Genomic DNA, 19,916 nt, shown 5'->3' with positions numbered 1-19,916 from the left:
CAGAGGCGCCGAGACACAGAGGAAGATAGAGAGAGAAAAAAAGGGCGGTAAGAAAACTTCGCTTAATCTTCTCTGCGCCTTTGTGCCTCTGTGATTAAAACACAATGAAAAGAAGCGCTGTTTTATTAACCACAAAAGCACACAGACTGACAATTCCCTCTTCGATACCCCCTCCTGACCTCCCCCTTGTTAAGGGGGAGGAATTCTTTCCCCTCCTTACCAAGGAGGGGGCAGGGAGAGGTTAGCGTAACGCTATTATTTTAAGTTATTATAATTAAAGATTTTCTTTTTGTATAATTCAGGTTAAATTCATCGGCGTTGAATTAGTCGGATGCCTTTTCGACGGGTCAGACGTATTATTATACCGGTGGCCGTAAAGAATGACTCTAAAAAATCCTCCCCTCCTTATGAAGGAGGAGTTATCAGTCTGTGTGTTTTGGCCACAGAGGCGCAGAGGCGCAGAGAAGATCAAGCGAAGTTTTATTCTTGCTTTTCTTTCTCACTATCCTCCTCTGTGTCTCTGAGCCTCTGTGTTTCATAAAACGGCGTTTCTTTCAGTCAACGCGCCGGGAGTTAGGGGATATCGGCGGCAAGATTATGTCTTTAACAAAATGGTCAAGCAATCTGGAGATCGGGATCGGCTGCATCGACGCCGACCATAAGGTTCTGGTCAGCCTGATCAACCAGGTTCACGATTGCAGCAACCTGTATGAAGAGTTGATGGTTTTGGGAAGCGTGCTGTCGGCGCTGATCGAGTACACGGTCTACCATTTCAACCGCGAGGAAAAACTTCAGGAGCTTTGCGGCTATTCTCAACTGGAAGCCCACAAAACATCGCACCATAATCTTACCATACAGGCTCAATCCTTCTATAAACGCTATGTTGAGAATCCCGCCGACCTGCCCGTCGCCGAGATCAAGGGCTTCCTGCGTAACTGGCTGTTCAATCACATCATGATTGAGGACTTTGCCTTCCGCCCCGCCTGTCTGGACAACAAGGACGCCATTGCCGAAGTCACCGCCATGACCTTCATGAAAGATCATGCCGAAACGTCGGCGCCCGTTGATTGGGGACGCCTCAGCGTCCTGATAATCGATGACAACCCGAACTTCCGCCTGCTGATCAAGACGGTTCTAAGGGCGGTGGGGGTGAGAAATGTTCAAGAGGCGGCCTCCGCCGATGACGGATTAAAGCTGCTGATCAAGCGTCCGGTCGATGTGGTGCTGTGCGACTGGGTGATGGAGGGCATGCACGGCGCCGAGTTCGCCCGCCGACTCCGCGAGTTTGACGATTCATCGCTGATTGTCCTGGTCACCGGCCACGCCGTTGAAACGCACCGTGAGCAAGCCTCGGCGTCCGGGGTCATCGGCTTCCTGCAAAAGCCGATCTCCGTCCGCAGCCTTGTTGACGTCATCACCGAGGTGCTGTCAAAATAATTCGCACCACACCGGGGCGTGATCGGACGGTGTTTCCCGATCCCTGGGGGCGCCGTCGATGGCGCAGGTTTTAAGGCGATCGGCGACCTGCGGGGAAAGCAGAAGAAAGTCGATGCGCGCGCCATGATTGCCTTGCCGGGCGCCGTCGCGGTAGGACCACCATGTATAGCGCCCCGCTTCCCCGTCCGTCGCCCGCAAGGCGTCGGTAAGACCCAGGTGCATGATTTTTCTGAACCCGGCGCGCGCTTCCGCCTGGAACAGGGCGTCGTCCTTGAAGGCCTTGGGGTCATAGACATCAATATTTTCAGGGATGACGTTAAAATCGCCGCCGAGGATGAAAGGCTCTCCGCTTTCCAGCAGCGCCTTTGTGTGCCGGTAAAGCCGCTCCATCCACTCCAGCTTGTAGGCGAATTTGTCCGTGCCTGGCGGATTGCCGTTGGGAAGGTAGACGGAGGCGAGGCGAAGGCCGCCGGTCGCCACCTCAAGATAACGCGCCTGTTTATCCTCCTCGTCGCCGGGCAGGGCGGTAAGCGAGACATTGATCGGCTGCTTTGACAGCACCGCCACCCCGTTGTAGGCCTTTTGGCCGACCACCGCCGCATTGTAGCCGAGACCGCCGATCTCCAGACCCGGAAACTGCTCGTCCATGCACTTGATCTCTTGCAGCAAAACCACGTCGGGCGCCGCCTGCTTGAGCCACGCCAGCAGATGATCGAGCCGCGCCCTGATCGAATTGACATTCCAGGCGGCGATTTTCATGGATGATGTAAACTCGATAATTTCACGGCTGCCGAGGGCGAAACGGATTCTTGATGGTGAGCGTGTTGTCGATCATCTGGCCGTCCTGCATATCTTCAGTATACAACATCGTGCAACCCGAATCGAGCGCCGCCGCCACGATCAGCGCGTCGTAGAATGAGAACCGGTAGCGCTCGGCCACTTGCAATCCCCGTTGGTGGATATCGATGGTTAGCGGCGCCACTCGGCAGATGGCGGCGATGGGGTCGAGCGCCTCGCGGATTTCGGCTACATTCATGCCGAGCTTGCGCAGAGCCACGGACGTAAGTTCATTGAGAACCTGAACACTGACAACGGCGCCCGCAACCAGCATTTCTTCAACCTGATCGGCCTTGGCCGCATCGGACGAGAGCAGATACAGCAAAATGTTGGTATCAAAAAACCGCTTAGTCACGCCGGTTCGCTTCCAGCCGATCAAAGCGAAAGTCCGCAGGCAGACGCCCCCGGTATTTTCTCAAGCGGGCCAGCAATTCCCGGGCGCCGGGTTTTTTGACGATCTCGAACGCGCCGCGCCCGGCGACATGAATTTCGATGTCATCGCCTTCCTTGAGACCCAAGACCTTAATTACAGATGCGGGCAGACGAACCGCCAGACTATTCCCCCATTTGGAGACTTGCATGATCACCCCCGAAACAAAAGATATACATGCTTCATTGTATATCCATAAAAGTCACAGAGCAATCTGTTTATCACCGGAATTATGGGGACATTGACCATTAAATACATTCCCCATCAACTCAGACCTCATATACTAACCATACAGAGCACAGAGATCACAGAGGTTTCGCCGACATGGCCATAAACGGATCTGAAGTCAAAATTATCAAATATCTTATCGATAGCGCCCAGGCGCGCATGAAGCGTCGGCCCCGCGTATTGACGCTCGGCTATCCGGACGTCATGGCGATCGAGAAAACTTTCTCAAGACTGGAATTGCCCGTTGAATGGAGCGCCGTTCCGAAGCGCCCGGACGGTCCGGCTGTTTGGAAATCGCAAGGGCGTGATCTGGGAAACTACCCCATGTGCGAAAGCAAGGCGTTGATCGACGCCCTCGGCGGCGATTGCGTCGTCATAGACGCCATCGCCTGGGGGCAGGAAGATGAACTTGTCAATCTCAATCAGCCGTTAACGAAGCAACAAAAAGAAAAACTGGGCGATTTTGATGTCATCGTTGATCCGGGAACGGTCGAACATTGCTTCAATATCGCACAAGCGTTTATCAATATAGTTGACCTGCTTGCGCCGTTGGGATTCGTCTATCATCAGGCGGCGGTGGCGTACCCTAATCACGGATTCTGGAGCATCAGCCCCACCGCTTTCTTTGATTTTTACGAGAGCCGGCGTTTCATCCTTGGAACTCCCTATGTATGGGTAGACTCCCAGGATAAAGACAGCGGCGAACCGCAATTTCTTCAAATCGATCCGTTTGAGGCGCAGAACAATTTTCCGCCCGTCAAAATCGGGTCTTTTATTTTCCAGAAGAGGCACGAAACGACTGTCCGGGTCAGCGGCCCGCACTATCCGATTCAACGGTGCTATTCGAGCAAAAGCCGCGATATATCGACAATCGATTTTGCGGGCCACGCCCTGGGTCGCGAACGAAAAGACATCTTTCCGCCGCAAAACCGGAGTTAGTTCATTTTCTCCCTCTCCCCTTGTGGGAGAGGGTCGGGGAGAGGGGTAATTTTTTCCGGCGGGTTTTTTTGGCCACGGATGAACGCCGATGAACAATGTTCCTCTATCATTCTCATGCCGCACCGAAAGAGGATAATAATCTTGACAAATCGATATTAACGTATATATTCCTTTTTATTTATCGAAAATCAGGAGGCGCATGGTCATGATCAAGTTACCCCCCCGGCAGGAAAGGTTCTGTCAGACCTTTGTTGTTTACGCCAACGCCTCCCTTGCGGCGCGGAATGCCGGTTATGCCTCGGAATCGGCGTACAATCAGGGATATCGCCTGTTGGCCAAACGGCAGATCAAGGAGCGCATCGCCGAAATCCAGAAGATGATGGCCGACGATCAATGTCGCCATCATGACCAGTTGCTGGGCAAGCTGGAGAATATTTACCGGCGGGCCATTGAGGACCACAATTACTCCGCCGCCGCCCGCGCCGTCGAGATGCAGGCCGGGCTGGCCGGGAAAGCGGAGAAAACGGATACTATCCAATTCAACGAAATGATGACAAATGACGACAAATGACGATATTTTACGGGCAATTCAAGGGCTGTTTCGTTTGGAATCAATGGGTTAAGGCGGATTTACCATGGTTAATACCGCTATAAACGTGATTAAAACGCCATCCGACCGCATACAAACGTGGTTAAAGCGCGAGGCGGCTTGCGTCGTTATCTTTTGTGTGTATAGTGCGCGGCTTCACTCTCCTTGCCGGGCCGTTTTGGTTCGGCTATGCCTTTCGCCGGATTGTCCGGCGGCGGGTTGAGACAAGCCAGAGGGAGATAAAATTTGGCTTACTATGAAACCGTGTTTATTGCGCGTCAGGATATTTCCACGGCGCAGGTTGACGCTCTGTCCGACGCCTTCAGCAAAATCATCAGGGACGGCGGCGGAAAAATCACCAAGAAAGAAGACTGGGGACTGAGGTCCTTCGCCTTCCGCATCAAGAAAAGCCGCAAGGGCTACTATGTCCTGCTCGGCATCGATGCGCCATGCGCCGCAGTTCATGAGATGGAGCGCCAGATGCGCATCAGCGAGGACGTGCTGCGTTACTTGACGTTGCGGCTGGACGAGGCGGATAACGAGCCTTCGGTGATCATGCGCAACAAAGGGCAAAGCGATGAACGTCCGCGCCGCCCCGAACGCGACGCGGAAGCAGGCGCCGGCGGCGGTGCTGATTCCATTCCGGCTATGGCTGAAAAAGCCGCCGTTGCAGCAGGAGCATCCATATGAGTTTTCGACCGGAACATTCACGCGACGGCGGCGGCCGCGACGACAGCCGTGACGATAGTCGTGACGACAGCGGCGGCGGACGGCGGCCTTTCTTCAGGCGGCGCAAGACCTGCCCGTTCGCCGGCCCCAAGGCGCCGAAGATCGATTACAAAGATACGCGCCTGTTGCAGCGCTACACATCCGAGCGCGGCAAGATCGTCCCCAGCCGCATCACCGCCGTCTCCGCCAAGAGCCAGCGTCTGTTAACAAAGGCGGTCAAGCGAGCCAGATTCCTCGCCCTTATGCCTTACCTTATTAAATAAAACAGGATTGGCGAGGCGCCGTTGAGTACTGGAGAACATTGGGTCCGCGCCCCGGGAGAACATCATGTCCAGGGAAATGTGGCTTGCCTTGATCGGCGGCGGCGTCAGCGCCCTCGCCTCGATGGCTGTTTTCGCCGGCGTGCCGGGAGGGATATTGCTCGTCTATCTCGCGCCGCTGCCCCTGCTGCTGGTCGGACTCGGCTGCGGCGCCTCGGCGGCGGCGACAGCCGGACTCGCCGGATTTGTATTCTCCGGGCTGATGGGCGGCATATCGACAGCCGGAATTTACGCGATTATCGACGCCTTGCCGGCATGGCTGATAACGCGCCAATTACTGGCTCGACAACCCGCCGGTCAATGGAACTCCCTGGGGCCGGCGGTCGCCTGGCTGTCGGTCCTCGCCTCGGTCATGCTGTGCATCTTCGCCTTGACCATGCGGAGCGAAACCCTGGGCATCGACGAGACGATAACCAAATATCTGACCGACGCCCTCGCCCTCATGGCGCCGACGCTGCCCGAGAACATGCGATCAAGCATGGTTACCGTGCTGACGCCCCTGTTTTTGGGAATGGTCGGCACGGCATGGGTATTGATGATGATGATCAACGCCGGTCTGGCGCAGGCGATCCTGGCGCACAACAAGGGAAATCTGAGACCCCCTCCCGAAATCGGCGATCTGGCGCTGCCTTCATGGACTTCATGGCTGATAGTGGGGGCGGCAACTCTGGCATTGCCGGTAGACGGGCAAATGGAGTATACGCTCCGCAACATGGTGGTCGTGCTGGCGACTCCGTTCTTTTTTCTCGGCATGGCGGTAGTTCACCACGCGGCGCGCTTTGTGACTTTTCCGGGAACGCTGCTGGCTTTTTTTTATTTCGTGTTAATGGTTTCCGGCTGGGCGCCGTTGGTAGTCGTCGGAATTGGAATGATCGAACAATGGGCCGGATTGAGAACCCGCTTCACCGGCCCTCGCAACTTGTCAGGAACTGAATAATGGAAGTCATCCTTCTGGAACGCATTGAACGACTTGGACAAATGGGCGACGTGGTCAACGTCAAACCGGGATACGCCCGTAATTTCCTTCTGCCGCAGAAAAAAGCCCTGCGCGCCACCAAGGAAAACAGTCGCCACTTTGAACTGCAACGGGTGGAGCTTGAAGCCGCTAATCTGGAGCGTCGCAAAGATGCGCAAAAGGTCGGTAAAAAGCTGGACGGGGTTACGCTGGTGCTGGTCCGTCAGGCCGGCGAGACCGGGCATCTCTACGGATCAGTCAATGCGCGGGACATCGCCAATGAAGCGGCCAGGGCCGGATTCATCATCAATCGTCAGCAGGTCAATCTGGTGCGCCCGATCAAGACGCTGGGCATCCACAAGGTGCGCGTCGACCTGCACCCCGAGGTGACAATCAACCTCAACGTCAACGTCGCCCGCTCGGCGGACGAAGCCGAAATCCAGGCCAAGACCGGCAAGGCCGTCGTCAGTCATGAGGAAGAAAGCCGAGCCGCCGACGAAAACGCCTTCGAGGCCCAGGCTGAACAACTGTTCGAGCGCCCTGACGCTGAAATCGAGAGACTCGCCGAAAAAGAAAAACCGGCGGCAAAAATCACCGCTTCTGAAGAGGCCGGCGAAGAAGAAAAGGGCGAGTAGCTTTTCCCTCCGCTTTCAACAATTACGGCGCACTTCAGGGTGCGCCGTTTTTTTATCCCCGCATCCCACATTCTGATCGGAATGTAACGAAACTGTCCCCACTCAATTATTAGGTCCACAGGCGACGGCCTTCTTTTGCCGAATGCTTTTGCCTAGTTTCGCCCGATGGCGACAACAATCATTAATTACCCCTCCGGCGAGTCCTCCAGGCCTTCGCCCCAAGCCCCGGCCTTCCGCGCCGCGCCTCATAACATCGAGGCGGAAAAGGCGTTGCTGGGCGCTATCTTCGTCAACAACAAAGCCTTCGAGAGAGTCTCGGAATTTCTTACCCCCGCACACTTCGCCCATCCCCAGCACGGACGCATCTACGACGCCTGCTCGCGACTCATCGAGAAGGGACTGATCGCCGACCCGGTGACCCTCAAGCCCTACTTTGAACAAGACGAGAGTCTGGCCGAAATCGGCGGCCCCTCCTATCTGGTGGACCTGGCGTCCTGCGCCGTCACCGTCATCAACGCCGGCGAATACGGACGCCTGATCCATGACCTGCACCTCAGGCGCGAACTTATCCGTCTGGGAGAGGAAGTGGTCAACAAAGCCTATGGCGGCGAGGTCGACGATACCGCCATCGGACTGATCGAGGACACCGAACAGAGCCTTTACGATCTGGCGACCAAGGGCGAATATGAAGGCGGATTTGAAAGTTTCAAGGACTCGGTAATCAAGGCCATCAACATGGCCGAAGCCGCCCATAAACGCGACGGCAGTCTGGCCGGCGTCACCACCGGCCTGATCGAGACCGACAAACTGCTCGGCGGCATGCACCCGTCGGACCTGCTCATCCTGGCGGGCAGGCCGGCCATGGGCAAAACGGCGCTGGCCACCAACATCGCCTACAACGCCGCCTGCTCATACAAACAGTCCGGCGGCGAGGAAGGGGCGGTGGTCGGCTTCTTCTCGCTGGAAATGTCGTCCGAGCAACTTGCCAGCCGCATTCTGTCGGAACAGACGGAGATTTCATCAGACCGCATGCGCAAGGGCGAACTGACCACGGCGGAGTTCGGTCGGCTGGTCGCCGCCAGCCAAACCCTGCACGAACTGCCCATTTTCATCGACGACACGCCGGCGCTGACGGTCAGCGCGCTGAGGACCAGAGCCAGACGCCTCAAGCGCCAGCATAAACTCGGCCTGATCGTCATCGACTACCTGCAACTGATCTCCGGCAGCGCCTCTTCGCGCAATGACGGTCGTGTCCAGGAAGTCTCGGAGATCACTCGCGGCCTCAAGACCCTGGCCAAGGAATTGAACGTGCCGGTTTTGGCGCTGTCGCAGCTCTCACGCGCCGTCGAGGCCCGCGACAACAAACGCCCGCTGCTTTCGGACCTGAGGGAATCAGGCTCCATCGAACAGGACGCCGATGTCGTCATGTTCATCTTCCGCGAAGAATACTATCTTGAACGCGACAAGCCGACCCAGCACGCCAGCGAGAAAGATGACCATCATGCCGCCAAGGTTGAAAGCTGGGAGAAGCGCCTCGAAAAATGCCGTGGTCTGGCCGAAATCATCGTCGCCAAGCAACGCCACGGCCCCACCGGCGACGTTCTTTTGCAGTTCCAGGGAGAATTCACCCGCTTCGGCAATCTTGACCGTCATCACCGCCGGGAGTAGGTCTTGGCGATGATTGTCCCCGATCATTGCGGAGCCGTCCTCACCATCGACCTCGATGCGGTCGCCGCCAATTACCGGCTGCTGGCCGACAAGTCCGGAAAGGCGATATGCGCCGCCGTGGTCAAAGCCGACGCCTATGGTCTCGGCATGGCGAAATTAGTTCCGGCGCTGGCCGCCGCCGGGTGCGGCAATTTCTTCGTCGCCACTATCGACGAAGGAATTGAACTGAGGAATGTTCTGGCGGATGTTTCTATCTATGTCCTGAACGGCCCCGCGCCCGACTCCGGCCCCGTCTTCGCCGAATGCCGGCTGACGCCGGTCCTCAACAGCCCTTGGAACATCGAGGCCTGGGCCGCCTATTGCAACGGACGCGGCAATCCCCTGCCCGCCGTTATCCATATCGACACCGGCATGTCGCGTCTGGGCCTGTCGCTGCGGGAACTGGAGGACCTGACGGCAAAGCCGGAGCGTTTAGCGAGCGTCAAGCTCGCCGCCGTCATGAGTCATCTCGCCTGCGCCGACGAACCCGGCCACGAAATGAACCGCCGGCAGTTGACATCGTTTCGCCGTGCGCTGACGCGGCTTCCCAAGACGGCGACATCAATGGCCAATTCTTCCGGCATTTTCCTCGGCGCCGACTACCACTTCGACATGACCCGTCCGGGCGCCGCCCTGTACGGCATTTCGCCGATTAAAGACGGCCCCAACCCCATGGCCCAGGTAGTTCGCCTGCAAGCTGAAATCCTGCAAATCCGCGACGTTGACACCCCTCTGACCGTTGGCTATGGTGCCACCTGCCAAGTCGGCCGGGGGGGGCGAATAGCCACCGTAGCCGCCGGATACGCCGACGGTTATCTGCGTTCATTAAGCAACTGCGGTTGTGGTTTTATCGGAAACTATCAAGCCCCGGTCATAGGTCGCGTATCCATGGATCTCATCACTCTTGACGTCAGCAAAATCCCCCATGACGCGGCCCGCCCCGGAGTCATGGTTGACCTGATCGGCCCGTCGCAGCCCGTTGACGAAGTCGCCCGTCGCGCCGGGACCATCGGCTATGAAATACTGACCGGCCTGGGGGCGCGTTATCGCCGGATATACTCAGGCGGCAAGGCATGAACCCCTTTCAACCGATCGGTCGCGTCTTCCTGGTCTTCCTGAGAACTACCGGAAGGTTATCCAGATTCACCCTTTCCGCCATCTCCCACTGCTTCAGGCCGCCTTTTTACTACCGCACCATCCTGGCCGAGATGATGGAGATCGGCTACTACTCGCTGCCGGTGGTCGGCCTTACCGCCATCTTCGCCGGAATGGTGCTGGCCTTGCAAAGCTACACCGGCTTCTCCCGTTTTTCAGCCGAAGGCGCGGTCGCCAACGTAGTGGTGTTGTCGATCACCCGCGAACTGGGGCCTGTGCTGGCCGGACTGATGGTGGCCGGGCGCATCGGCGCCTCAATGGCCGCCGAGATCGGCACCATGCGGGTGACCGAACAGATCGACGCCATGTCCACGCTGTCCACCAACCCGATGAAGTATCTGGTGGCGCCGAGGCTGATCGCCGGGCTTCTCATGTTCCCGTTGCTGGTTCTGATCGCCGACGTAATCGGCGTCTTCGGCGGCTATCTGGTCGCCGTCTACAAACTGGGCTTCAACCCTTCCAATTACATCCAGCGCACCTGGGACTTCCTCACCGCCGAGGACGTCAACTCGGGACTGGTCAAGGCCGCAGTGTTCGGCCTCATCGTCACCCTGATGGGCTGCTATCACGGCTATCATTCCAAGGGCGGCGCCGCCGGCGTCGGCACGGCCACCACCAATGCGGTGGTGTCGGCGTGTATTTTGATCCTGTGCTTTGACTATGTCCTGACCGAGATGTTTTTCGCCAAATGAGCGCCCAACCCAAAATCAGGCTGCGCAACGTGCATAAGGCCTTTCATAACAAGGTAGTGCTTAACGGCGTTGACCTGGACGTCGGCGTCGGCGAGTCGGTGGTCATCATCGGCGGTTCGGGAACCGGCAAGTCGGTGACGCTTAAGTGCATCCTCGGCCTGCTGCAACCCAATCAGGGAAGCATCGAGGTGGACGGCGAAAGCGTCGTCGGCATCTCAACCAGGCAACGCGACCGCATCAATCGCAAGTTCGGCATGTTGTTCCAGGGCGCCGCATTGTTTGACAGCCTTCCGGTATGGGAAAACGTCACCTTCGGGCTTCTCGCCGAGAAGATGTGCACCCGTTCGCAAGCCAAGGACATCGCCGTCGCCAAGCTGGCCATGGTCGGCCTGGGACCGGAGGTCGGCGCCCTATATCCCGCCGAGCTTTCCGGCGGCATGAAAAAGCGTGTCGGTCTGGCCCGCGCCATCGCCTATGAACCTGAGGTAATTTTCTTCGACGAGCCGACCACAGGCCTTGATCCGATCATGTCCGACGTTATCAACGACCTGATCGTCAAGATCACCCGCGAAGTCGGCGCCACCGCCCTGTCCATAACCCATGACATGGCAAGCGCCCGCAAGATCGCTCATCGAATCGCCATGTTGTACGAGGGCAAAATCATCTGGGCCGGACCAACCGAAAAGATCGACGACTCCGGCAATGCTTATGTAGACCAATTTATCAACGGACGCGCCGAAGGCCCCATCAAGATGGCGGTCAGGGCGTAAGGCCGAAACGCTCGTCAGGGAGACCCATAAACGTTGGCCCGTAAGACCGCCAACTACGTTTGCCAGGAATGCGGCGCCGCCTCCGCCAAATGGAGCGGCCGCTGCGATGCTTGTGGCGCGTGGAATACTTTGGCCGAGGAAACTCAAGTCGAGACGGCGCCCAAAGGTCTGGGCGCGAAGAAGGGACACAAGGTGACGTTCTTCGACCTTGAAGGTTCCGCCCCCGCCGAACCGCGCCTGATTACCGGCATCAAGGAATTCGACCGGGTCACCGGCGGCGGGATAGTGCCGGGATCGGCGCTTCTGATCGGCGGCGACCCCGGCATCGGCAAGTCCACCCTTCTGTTGCAGGTTACCGCCGCGCTGTCCGCCTCGGAAAGTTGCGCCTATATCTCGGGCGAGGAATCAATCGCCCAGTTGCGGATGCGCGCCCTGCGCCTGAGTCTGAATAAAGCGCCGGTTCAACTGGCTACCGCCACCTCGGTGCGCGACATCGCCGCCTCGCTGGACGGTCCCGGCGCCGCCAAAGTAGTGGTCATCGATTCGATCCAGACCATGTATGTGGACAACCTTGAATCGGCGCCCGGCTCCGTCGGCCAGGTCCGCGCCTCGGCCCAGGAGCTGATCCGTCTCGCCAAGCGTCGCGGCTTCGCCGTGGTTCTGGTCGGTCACGTCACCAAGGACGGGCAGATCGCCGGCCCCAGGGTTCTGGAGCACATGGTCGATACGGTGCTTTACTTCGAGGGAGATCGCGGCCACCAGTTCCGCATCCTGAGAGCGGTCAAAAACCGCTTCGGCCCGACCGACGAAATCGGCGTCTTCGAGATGACCGACGCCGGCCTTGCCGAGGTTGCCAATCCGTCGGCGCTGTTCCTCGCCGAACACACCGGCGATGTCAGCGGCTCCAGCGTCTTCGCCGGCATGGAGGGATCGCGGCCGATGCTGGTGGAAATACAATCGCTGCTCGCCCCCGGTTCTTATTCGTCGCCGCGACGTTCGGTCGTGGGATGGGACTCGGGACGACTGGCCATGACCATGGCGGTGCTGGAAACCCGCTGCGGATTATCGCTCGGCGCCTCCGACGTCTACCTCAATGTAGCCGGGGGCCTGAGAATAAACGAACCGGCTGCCGATCTGGCGGTGGCGGCCTCGCTTATCTCGGCGGAAAGCGGCGTCCCGCTCCCCCCCGAAACGGTGATCTTCGGCGAAATCGGGCTATCGGGAGAAGTGCGCTCCGTCGCCCACACCGACCAACGGCTGAAGGAAGCCGCCAAACTGGGCTTCACCTCGGCCATAGTGCCGAAAAGCAAACGGTCCAAGGGCGTCAAGAGCCACGCAATCGGCGACTTCGAGGTGCGCGAAGTCTCCCGCCTCGTCGACCTGATCGGCATAGTCGGAGCATCGGCGCGATCCGCGCCGTCAGTTAAATTACCGGCGACCGGGAAGGCGGGACATGGCTGATTCGTCCATCAGCGTCATCGATATCGGCGTCGGCGTCGTGCTGCTGATTTCAGCCGTCCTCGCCTACGCTCGCGGCTTCGTTCATGAGGTGCTGTCGATCGCCGGATGGATCGGCGCCACGTTCGCCGCCATTTACGGCTTCCCCCTTCTGAAGCCCCACGCCCGCGCTTACATCCCGATGGAGATCGCCGCCGACCTGACGGCAGGCACGGTTATCTTCATAGTCAGTCTGGCGGCGCTTTCCATCCTGACGCGATCAATCTCTAAAATGGTGCAGGACAGCGCCCTCAACGCCCTTGACCGTTCTTTAGGCTTCCTGTTCGGACTGGTGCGCGGCGCCGTTCTGGCTTGCCTCGTCTTTATCGCCGCCAATCTGGCGTGGCCTCTGGACAACAAGGACCCCGACGCCAAGGACGGCGATCCCAAGGAAAAGCGACCGGCCTGGATAATGACCTCGCGCAGTTTGCCGCTGATCCGGCAAGGCGCCGACATGCTCGCCGCCCTTGTTCCCAAGGGAACCATTGCCGGCAACGGCGTTATTGAGAAAAAAACCCAAGAAATGCGCAATGCCGTTGATGCTGCGGAAACATTGCGCAAAATGACCTCGCCCGATCCCAAGGCTGCGACGCCGGAAGCGACCGATACAACCGAAGGCTATGACCCGAATGCGCGGCGGGCCTTGAATAAGATGATGGAAATCGTCAAATAGGAGTTAGGTTGCGGCCATGAAAGAATTTGACGACAACCATCTGCATGAGGAATGCGGCGTCTTCGGCATTTTCGGCTACGGAGACGCCGCCGCCCACACTACCCTGGGGCTGCACGCCCTTCAGCATCGTGGCCAGGAATCCGCCGGCATTGTCTCCTTCGACGGCGGGCATTTCCACAGCCACCGCGCCCATGGACTGGTCGGCGATATCTTCAGCTCCAAGGAAATAATCAAGCGGCTTCCCGGCGACATGGCTATCGGCCATGTGCGCTATTCGACTACCGGCGCGACCATCCTGCGCAACGTCCAGCCCCTGTTCGCCGACTTCCAGTTCGGCGGCCTCGCCATCGCCCACAACGGCAACATCACCAACGCCCACCACACCCGCAAGGCCCTGGTAAGGCGCGGCTGCATCTTCCAATCCACCTGCGATACCGAGACCATCATCCACCTGATCGCCATCAGTCTGTACTCGGCGGTGATCGACCGCATGATCGACGCCCTCAGGCAAACCGAGGGAGCCTATTCCCTGGTGGCGATGACCCGTAACAAGATGATCGGAGTGCGTGACCCGATGGGCATCCGCCCCCTGGTGCTGGGGCGTCTCGGCGACGCCCACATTCTGGCCTCGGAGACCTGCGCGCTGGATATCATCGGCGCCGAATTCGTCCGCGACGTGGAGCCGGGAGAGATCGTCATCATCGACAAAACCGGCGTCAGCTCCATCAACCCCTTCGCCAAACTGAAGCCGAGGTTCTGCATTTTTGAATACATCTACTTCGCCCGCCCCGACAGCATGGTGGAGGGCATGAACGTCTATGAAGTGCGCAAGCGCATCGGCGCCCGGCTGGCCCAGGAAAGCCACGTCGAATCGGACCTGGTGGTGCCAGTGCCTGACTCCGGCGTCCCGGCGGCAATCGGCTACGCCCTGGAATCGGGAGTTCCCTTCGAAATGGGCATTACCCGCAATCATTATGTCGGCCGCACTTTTATCGAACCCAGCGACCGCATCCGCAATCTGGGCGTCAGGCTGAAACACAACGCCAACACCGCCCAACTCAAGGGCAAACGAGTGATCCTGGTGGATGATTCAATCGTTCGCGGCACCACCTCGGTGAAGATCGTCGAGATGGTGCGCAACGCCGGAGCCAAGGAAGTCCACATGCGGATATCCTGTCCTCCGACGACGGATTCCTGCTTCTACGGCATCGACACGCCGGAAAAGGGCGACCTGCTGGCTCACAACTATGACCTCAAGGGAATGACCAAGTGCATCGGCGTAGACACCCTCTCCTTCCTCTCCAATGACGGCCTTTACAGCGCCGTTTGCGGGAAAGTCCGCAATGCCGAAAACCCGAGGTATTGCGACGCCTGCTTCACCGGAGAATATCCGATCAGACTGAGCGACCGCGAGGAAGGCCCCGACGCCGAACAGCTTTCCCTGCTGTCGGAACAGGACTGATATGGCCGGTCATGCTGACAAAGGCCGGCTTCAAGGCCGCATCGCCCTGGTCACCGGCGCTTCGCGGGGCATCGGCAGGGCGGTGGCCAAGCGCTTCGCCGAGGAAGGCGCCCATCTGATTCTGGTCGCCCGCACTCTGGGAGGGCTGGAGGAACTGGATGATGAGATCAAGGAAATCGGCGGCTCCGCCACCCTGACCACCTTTGACCTTACCGACTTCAACGCCATTGACAACATGGGCGCCGCCATCTTCGAGCGCTTCAAGCGCCTTGATGTGCTGGTCGGCAACGCCGCCGTCCTCGGCGCCCTAAGCCCTCTCGGCCACATCGACCCCAGGGTCTGGGAGCAGGTTATAGCGACCAACCTCACCGCCAACTGGCGGCTGATCCGCAGCTTCGATCCGCTGCTGAGGGCATCGGACGCCGGGCGCGCCGTTTTCGTTACCGCCGCCGCCGCCAAGGGCGTTCCCTACTGGGGCGGCTACGCCGTCAGCAAAGCGGCGCTGGAAGCCATGGTCAGGGTCTACGCCGGCGAGATGGCCAGAACCACGGTGCGCGCCAATCTGGTCGATCCCGGCGCCGTGCGCACCGCCCTGCGCGCCCTCGCCTTTCCCGGCGAAGACCCGGCGACGCTTTCCTCGCCGGAAAGCGTTACCGACGTCTTCGTTGATCTGGCCGACCCCGCCTGCACCCGCAACGGCGAGATCGTTAAAACCTGACTTATCTACGAACTTCTGACATATCGTTCAGCGCATCGACTGAAAGAAACACCATTTTTTTATCACAGAGAACACAGAGGTTACAGAGAAGATTTAAGTGAACTTAAGAAAATTTTCTTCCATTTTTCTCTTTTTATTTTGCCTTTCTTCTCTGTGCCTTAACTCTGTGATCTCTGTGTGCTCTGTGGTTGATCATATCTATTTGCGTTTCACTGCCGGCGTTCCTTAAGATCAGCCGGCGTATAGGTGACGGGATCGTCTTCCATGCCCCGCATGGCTTGGCTGAGCGAGAAGTCGGCGAACTCGGCATTTGTCCACTCGCCCTCGACCGGCGGCTTGTCCTCCCGGGCGGTGCGGGCCAATAAAAATTCGACAAAATCGAACACCTCGGCCTGTTTGTCGTCGGGTAAGGCGCGCAACCTCTCAATCAATTCGGCGTAACCCATGTGAGCCTCCGTAAAACGCAGACTGATTATATGCCAAGCGCCTTCTCCAGCCTATCCCAATCGTCGTTTGCTCCGGGAAGGCCGAAGCGCAGCCGGTCGGGATATTGTGAGAAACGCCTGACCAGAACCCCGCTGCGGGCGAGGCGGGCGTGGATTTCCGCCGCTTCGGTTGTCTTGACAAGGCGGAACAGATCGCAGCCGCCGATCACCTGCATTCCGTGGGAAGTCAGCAGGCCGTCAAGGCGTTTTGCTTCCTCTTTCAGGCGGCGGCGGGTGGCTGATATCCATTTTGCGTCGGCAAGGGCCGTCGTTCCGACCTCCGCCGCCGGGCCGGAAACCGCCCACGGGCCGAGGGCGTGAGCCAAAGCGCCGGCCAACTCCGCCCCGGTCAAGGCAAAGCCCAGACGCACCCCGGCCAAGCCGAAGAACTTGCCGAAGGAGCGCAACACAACAAGCCCCGGCATCCCCGCCCTAGCGGAAATGCTTGCTTTCGGTGTCACATCGGCGAAGGATTCATCGACAACCAGCCAACCGCCGCGAGAGGCCAGCTTCAAGGACAATTCGGCCAACGCGCCGGTTTCCAGCAGGCGACCGTCGGGGTTATTGGGATTGACCACGACCACTACCTCCGCTTGCCGGTCAACCATATCGAAGCCGTTGACCTCCTCCACCCGGTGTCCGGCAAGACACCAGGCATGGGCGTGTTCATTGTAGGTGGGGCCGAGGACCGAGACCTGTGAGCGGGGGCGCAGACGCGGCAGCCACTGGATCAGGGCCTGGGCGCCGGGGGCAGGCGTCACCAGCGCCGGATCGCCTGCGCCGTAGCAATCCGCCGCCGCCCGGCGGAGTTTTGCATAGGCGCGACTGTCCGGCAGCCGCGTCCAGCATTCGGAAGTCACCTCAGGCATGGGATAGGAATGGGGGTTGATGCCGGTGGACAGGTCGAGCCATCCGCCGCGAGGACGCCCGTAAAGAGCCTCGGCCTCCGCCACGTCGCCGCCGTGTTCAAGGTATGCGGGAATCACCTGCTTTGCGCTTTCGTCCATCTTTAAGGCTTACCAGAGTCGGCGGCCTTTATGTATGATTAATAGACGACGGTTGAATCATTTTCGAAAAGAACCTTGATGAGCGCAAAAGAACCATATCTGCTGACGCCGGGACCGCTGACCACGTCGGCTGAGACCAAGAAGGCCATGCTGCGCGACTGGGGGTCACGCGACGAAGCGTTCATCGAGATCAACGCCCGCATCCGCCGACATCTGGTAGCCATCGCCGGGGGCGAAGGCTCCCATGTCTGCGTTCCGTTGCAGGGCAGCGGCACCTTTATCGTCGAGGCGGCGCTGGGTACTCTGATCAAGCGTTCCGACAAGGCGCTGGTGCTGATCAACGGCGCTTACGGCCGGCGCATGGCCAGGATTCTCGATTATCTGGGCCGCGCCTATATAACCGTGGAAACACCGGAGGATACGCCTTCCGACCCCGCCGACATCGACGCGGCGCTGGCCGCCGACCCTTCCCTCAGCCATGTGCTGGCGGTCCACTGCGAGACCACATCGGGCATCCTCAACCCCATCAGGGAGATCGCGGCGACGACGGCGAAACGCGACCGCTCCCTTATCATCGACGCCATGAGTTCCTTCGGCGGCATTCCCTTCGACATCCGTCAAATCCCGTGTACGGCGGTGCTAGCCTCCTCCGGCAAGTGTCTGGAGGGAGCGCCGGGATTCGGCTTCGCCATCATCCGCGAGGCGGCGCTCGCCGCCTGCCGGGGCAACTCCCATTCCCTCAGCCTCGACTTGTATGACCAGTGGACGGCGATGGAGGCTACCGGGCAATGGCGCTTCACCCCGCCCACCCACGTCATCGCCGCCTTTGACGCGGCGCTGACGCAGTTCGAGGCTGAGGGCGGCGTCGCCGGACGCAACGCCCGCTACGTCAACAACTGCCGGATTCTGGTGAGGGGGATGCGGGCCATAGGCTTTGAGACCCTGCTTGCCGACGACGTGCAGGCGCCGATCATCGTCACCTTTCACACTCCCGCCGATCCCCGGTTTCACTTTGAAACTTTCTACGGATCATTGAACAGGAGCGGTTATGTCATCTATCCGGGAAAGCTGACCAAAGCCGACTCGTTCCGCATCGGCTGCATCGGACAGTTGGACGAAGCCCGAATCAACGGCGCCCTGAAGGCCGTCAGAAAAACCCTCAAAAGCATGGGGGTCAGGAACGCCGGGCCGAGGGCATCCTCATGAGCATCAAGGCGCTGATCGGAACGGCGTTATGTCTTGCCGCCGCTTTCCCCGTTCACGCCGAAGAAATCACCGGCCCGGCCACGGTCATTGAGGGCGATCTGCTGGAGATCAACGGCCGGCGCATTCGCCTTTACGGCATTGACGCCCCGGATATGGATCAGGTCTGCCTCTCCAAGAAAGGCGAGGAATACCGATGCGGCGACCACGCCATGAGGCATGTGACGGTGATGGTCGGCAAAACGCCCCTGACCTGCAAGGGCGAGGCCAACGATGAGCGAGGCAATCTTATCGCCGTTTGCCGGATGCGTTTCCTCGACATCAATGAATACATCGTCGTTGATGGATGGGCGCTGGCCTACCGGGAACACGGCGATGAATATGTGCGCGCCGAAACCGTCGCCAAAGCGCAACATTCGGGACTGTGGAGGGGAAGCACGTTTGTCATGCCGTGGGAATGGCGCGCCGGGAAACGGTGAATGTAAAGACGGTTAAGATACCCTTCCATAGCCGGGAGAGAAGGCGACGGAACACGGGAACAACTCCCGCAGAGACTTGGCGTCGCTGACGACGCGACGTTCCCCGTCCATCGAATCGCGAATGATAACACGGTTCTTTTCGATAGTGACGCTCCTGTGTACGGGAGCGCCGAAGCCGTGATGGATCCCGTGGAACCCGGCCTCGTCGAAACGCAGACATTTGGCCCGGCATGAGTCTTCCAGACGGAACATGCCCTGGTCCAGGCGCGACGGCTCCCTGTCGCCCAGGCGCGGCCCGGCATGGGCGAGCGCCGACCGGTAGGCGTTTCGTTTTTCCGGCGACGGCGTATAGACGTAGCTGCCGGGATCGGCCAGCCAGTCCTCGCCGTCGATGTTGAGTTCGATCGCCAATTGATCGTTGTGGGCGTGGCCGCCGTTGCCTTCCTGGCCGACGGGGCCGCAGCGCACCGATAAAAAGAAACGTTGCGACCGCCAGATATACAGACCGAAGTCCGGGTAGGCGGCGGTCTCCAGACCGTAAAGAACATCCGGAGCGGCAAGCTCGATAACGATCTCGCGTCCCTTTAAGGCCGGCTCGGCCCTGCCTTTCACCCTGAACGACAAAGCGGCGGGCGAACCGCCTTCGCCGAGATAGCTTGCCGCCTTGGTCCACCCGGACAATCCCGCCGTCATCGCCGATTCGACCTCGGCGGCGGCCCCGGCAAAGGCGGACAGGTCGCCCCTGGAAAACAGGCCGTTGATAGCGGCGACGGTAGCGCGATGATCCAGATGCTTTTCATCAAGTCCTCGACCGAACAAAGGGCACAGCTTGAAGAAACGGCCATTATCCATGTCGCCGATCTGCGCTGCCTGCCGGTTGGGCTTGGTGACGTGCATGATGAACTCGGCCATGCGCTCCAACCGCTTGAAATACCAGGCGGGGAACGGCGATGACCTGCCTTCTTTGTC

21 protein-coding genes and 2 pseudogenes (1 of these 23 only partly in view) are annotated in these 19,916 nt (G+C 59.2%); 17 read left to right on the top strand and 6 right to left on the bottom strand.

Annotation, left to right across the window (positions count from 1 at the left end; all coding sequences use genetic code 11):
• Window positions 1-597: 597 nt before the first annotated feature.
• Window positions 598-1,437 (top strand): hypothetical protein, encoded by an 840-nt coding sequence (locus tag A3H92_00520; GenBank protein OHC73529.1) that lies wholly within the window; start codon window positions 598-600, stop codon window positions 1,435-1,437.
• Here A3H92_00520 and A3H92_00515 read toward each other — a convergent pair.
• Genes A3H92_00515 through A3H92_00505 form a run of 3 tightly spaced genes read right to left on the bottom strand, consistent with a single transcriptional unit; the run spans window position 1,429 to window position 2,855 of the window.
• Window positions 1,429-2,196 (bottom strand): exodeoxyribonuclease III, encoded by a 768-nt coding sequence (locus tag A3H92_00515; protein ID OHC73528.1) that lies wholly within the window; start codon window positions 2,194-2,196, stop codon window positions 1,429-1,431. The genes A3H92_00520 and A3H92_00515 overlap by 9 nt on opposite strands.
• Before the next feature lie 22 nt (window positions 2,197-2,218).
• Window positions 2,219-2,629 (bottom strand): pilus assembly protein, encoded by a 411-nt coding sequence (locus A3H92_00510; protein ID OHC73527.1) that lies wholly within the window; start codon window positions 2,627-2,629, stop codon window positions 2,219-2,221.
• On the bottom strand, window positions 2,622-2,855 hold the full coding sequence (locus A3H92_00505) for an AbrB family transcriptional regulator (GenBank protein ID OHC73526.1): 234 nt from the start codon (window positions 2,853-2,855) through the stop codon (window positions 2,622-2,624). The genes A3H92_00510 and A3H92_00505 overlap by 8 nt, the downstream gene beginning before the upstream one ends.
• Window positions 2,856-3,028: 173 nt before the next feature.
• Between A3H92_00505 and A3H92_00500 the strand changes: the two genes are divergently transcribed.
• The 14 genes and pseudogenes from A3H92_00500 (at window position 3,029) to A3H92_00435 (ending at window position 15,773) form a co-directional block, all read left to right on the top strand.
• Window positions 3,029-3,871, top strand: coding sequence for a hypothetical protein (locus A3H92_00500; GenBank protein ID OHC73525.1), 843 nt, complete (start codon window positions 3,029-3,031; stop codon window positions 3,869-3,871).
• 199 nt (window positions 3,872-4,070) lie between these two features.
• Window positions 4,071-4,442, top strand: a complete 372-nt coding sequence (locus A3H92_00495; protein OHC73524.1) for a hypothetical protein — start codon at window positions 4,071-4,073, stop codon at window positions 4,440-4,442.
• A gap of 264 nt (window positions 4,443-4,706) precedes the next feature.
• Entirely contained in the window at window positions 4,707-5,150 is a 444-nt protein-coding gene (locus tag A3H92_00490) for a 30S ribosomal protein S6 (protein ID OHC73523.1), read from the top strand.
• Window positions 5,151-5,218: 68 nt separating this feature from the next.
• Window positions 5,219-5,452 (top strand): annotated as a pseudogene (locus A3H92_00485) (30S ribosomal protein S18).
• A gap of 64 nt (window positions 5,453-5,516) precedes the next feature.
• Entirely contained in the window at window positions 5,517-6,446 is a 930-nt protein-coding gene (locus A3H92_00480; protein ID OHC73522.1) for a hypothetical protein, read from the top strand.
• Window positions 6,446-7,099, top strand: a complete 654-nt coding sequence (locus tag A3H92_00475; protein OHC73521.1) for a 50S ribosomal protein L9 — start codon at window positions 6,446-6,448, stop codon at window positions 7,097-7,099. Before A3H92_00480 ends, A3H92_00475 begins: the two co-directional genes overlap by 1 nt.
• Before the next feature lie 165 nt (window positions 7,100-7,264).
• Window positions 7,265-8,767, top strand: coding sequence for a replicative DNA helicase (locus A3H92_00470; GenBank protein OHC73520.1), 1,503 nt, complete (start codon window positions 7,265-7,267; stop codon window positions 8,765-8,767).
• Between the two features lie 9 nt (window positions 8,768-8,776).
• On the top strand, window positions 8,777-9,883 hold the full coding sequence (locus tag A3H92_00465; GenBank protein OHC73519.1) for an alanine racemase: 1,107 nt from the start codon (window positions 8,777-8,779) through the stop codon (window positions 9,881-9,883).
• Window positions 9,880-10,653: an ABC transporter permease gene (locus A3H92_00460; protein OHC73518.1), complete on the top strand. Its 774-nt coding sequence runs from the start codon at window positions 9,880-9,882 to the stop codon at window positions 10,651-10,653. The genes A3H92_00465 and A3H92_00460 overlap by 4 nt, the downstream gene beginning before the upstream one ends.
• The gene (locus A3H92_00455; GenBank protein OHC73517.1) at window positions 10,650-11,423 is read left to right on the top strand and encodes an ABC transporter ATP-binding protein; all 774 of its coding nucleotides are present in this window, start codon (window positions 10,650-10,652) and stop codon (window positions 11,421-11,423) included. Before A3H92_00460 ends, A3H92_00455 begins: the two co-directional genes overlap by 4 nt.
• Window positions 11,424-11,456: 33 nt before the next feature.
• Window positions 11,457-12,884, top strand: coding sequence for a DNA repair protein RadA (locus A3H92_00450; protein ID OHC73516.1), 1,428 nt, complete (start codon window positions 11,457-11,459; stop codon window positions 12,882-12,884).
• Window positions 12,877-13,593 (top strand): hypothetical protein, encoded by a 717-nt coding sequence (locus A3H92_00445; protein OHC73515.1) that lies wholly within the window; start codon window positions 12,877-12,879, stop codon window positions 13,591-13,593. The genes A3H92_00450 and A3H92_00445 overlap by 8 nt, the downstream gene beginning before the upstream one ends.
• A 16-nt stretch (window positions 13,594-13,609) precedes the next feature.
• On the top strand, window positions 13,610-15,055 hold the full coding sequence (locus tag A3H92_00440; GenBank protein OHC73514.1) for an amidophosphoribosyltransferase: 1,446 nt from the start codon (window positions 13,610-13,612) through the stop codon (window positions 15,053-15,055).
• A 1-nt stretch (window position 15,056) separates the two neighbouring features.
• On the top strand, window positions 15,057-15,773 hold the full coding sequence (locus A3H92_00435) for an oxidoreductase (protein OHC73513.1): 717 nt from the start codon (window positions 15,057-15,059) through the stop codon (window positions 15,771-15,773).
• A gap of 209 nt (window positions 15,774-15,982) precedes the next feature.
• On the opposite strand, the gene A3H92_00430 is transcribed toward A3H92_00435, so the two are convergent.
• On the bottom strand, window positions 15,983-16,219 hold the full coding sequence (locus A3H92_00430) for a hypothetical protein (protein ID OHC73512.1): 237 nt from the start codon (window positions 16,217-16,219) through the stop codon (window positions 15,983-15,985).
• 26 nt (window positions 16,220-16,245) lie between these two features.
• Window positions 16,246-17,265 (bottom strand): threonine-phosphate decarboxylase, encoded by a 1,020-nt coding sequence (locus A3H92_00425; protein OHC73511.1) that lies wholly within the window; start codon window positions 17,263-17,265, stop codon window positions 16,246-16,248.
• A gap of 78 nt (window positions 17,266-17,343) precedes the next feature.
• Here A3H92_00425 and A3H92_00420 point away from each other — a divergent pair, with 78 nt between their 5' ends.
• Complete coding sequence (locus A3H92_00420) at window positions 17,344-18,471, top strand: 2-aminoethylphosphonate--pyruvate transaminase (GenBank protein ID OHC73510.1); 1,128 nt, start codon at window positions 17,344-17,346, stop codon at window positions 18,469-18,471.
• On the top strand, window positions 18,468-18,947 hold the full coding sequence (locus A3H92_00415) for a hypothetical protein (protein OHC73509.1): 480 nt from the start codon (window positions 18,468-18,470) through the stop codon (window positions 18,945-18,947). The genes A3H92_00420 and A3H92_00415 overlap by 4 nt, the downstream gene beginning before the upstream one ends.
• A 12-nt stretch (window positions 18,948-18,959) precedes the next feature.
• Here A3H92_00415 and A3H92_00410 read toward each other — a convergent pair.
• Window positions 18,960-19,916, bottom strand: a pseudogene (locus tag A3H92_00410) (hypothetical protein) (it continues 1,038 nt past the right edge of the window).

The sequence above is a fragment of the Rhodospirillales bacterium RIFCSPLOWO2_02_FULL_58_16 genome (assembly GCA_001830425.1).
Classification (GTDB): domain Bacteria; phylum Pseudomonadota; class Alphaproteobacteria; order Rhodospirillales; family 2-02-FULL-58-16; genus 2-02-FULL-58-16.
This window is presented reverse-complemented; position numbering and strand designations above follow the sequence as displayed.

Bases quoted from the DNA above. Each gene is read 5' to 3' on its own strand.
- A3H92_00500 (OHC73525.1), top strand. From the start codon at position 3,029: ATGGCCATAAACGGATCTGAAGTCAAAATTATCAAATATCTTATCGAT.
- A3H92_00425 (OHC73511.1), bottom strand. From the start codon at position 17,265: ATGGACGAAAGCGCAAAGCAGGTGATTCCCGCATACCTTGAACACGGC.
- A3H92_00460 (OHC73518.1), top strand. From the start codon at position 9,880: ATGAACCCCTTTCAACCGATCGGTCGCGTCTTCCTGGTCTTCCTGAGA.
- A3H92_00415 (OHC73509.1), top strand. From the start codon at position 18,468: ATGAGCATCAAGGCGCTGATCGGAACGGCGTTATGTCTTGCCGCCGCT.
- A3H92_00435 (OHC73513.1), top strand. From the start codon at position 15,057: ATGGCCGGTCATGCTGACAAAGGCCGGCTTCAAGGCCGCATCGCCCTG.
- A3H92_00420 (OHC73510.1), top strand. From the start codon at position 17,344: ATGAGCGCAAAAGAACCATATCTGCTGACGCCGGGACCGCTGACCACG.
- A3H92_00470 (OHC73520.1), top strand. From the start codon at position 7,265: ATGGCGACAACAATCATTAATTACCCCTCCGGCGAGTCCTCCAGGCCT.
- A3H92_00430 (OHC73512.1), bottom strand. From the start codon at position 16,219: ATGGGTTACGCCGAATTGATTGAGAGGTTGCGCGCCTTACCCGACGAC.
- A3H92_00465 (OHC73519.1), top strand. From the start codon at position 8,777: ATGATTGTCCCCGATCATTGCGGAGCCGTCCTCACCATCGACCTCGAT.
- A3H92_00480 (OHC73522.1), top strand. From the start codon at position 5,517: ATGTCCAGGGAAATGTGGCTTGCCTTGATCGGCGGCGGCGTCAGCGCC.
- A3H92_00455 (OHC73517.1), top strand. From the start codon at position 10,650: ATGAGCGCCCAACCCAAAATCAGGCTGCGCAACGTGCATAAGGCCTTT.
- A3H92_00440 (OHC73514.1), top strand. From the start codon at position 13,610: ATGAAAGAATTTGACGACAACCATCTGCATGAGGAATGCGGCGTCTTC.
- A3H92_00475 (OHC73521.1), top strand. From the start codon at position 6,446: ATGGAAGTCATCCTTCTGGAACGCATTGAACGACTTGGACAAATGGGC.
- A3H92_00495 (OHC73524.1), top strand. From the start codon at position 4,071: ATGGTCATGATCAAGTTACCCCCCCGGCAGGAAAGGTTCTGTCAGACC.
- A3H92_00505 (OHC73526.1), bottom strand. From the start codon at position 2,855: ATGCAAGTCTCCAAATGGGGGAATAGTCTGGCGGTTCGTCTGCCCGCA.
- A3H92_00515 (OHC73528.1), bottom strand. From the start codon at position 2,196: ATGAAAATCGCCGCCTGGAATGTCAATTCGATCAGGGCGCGGCTCGAT.
- A3H92_00445 (OHC73515.1), top strand. From the start codon at position 12,877: ATGGCTGATTCGTCCATCAGCGTCATCGATATCGGCGTCGGCGTCGTG.
- A3H92_00520 (OHC73529.1), top strand. From the start codon at position 598: ATGTCTTTAACAAAATGGTCAAGCAATCTGGAGATCGGGATCGGCTGC.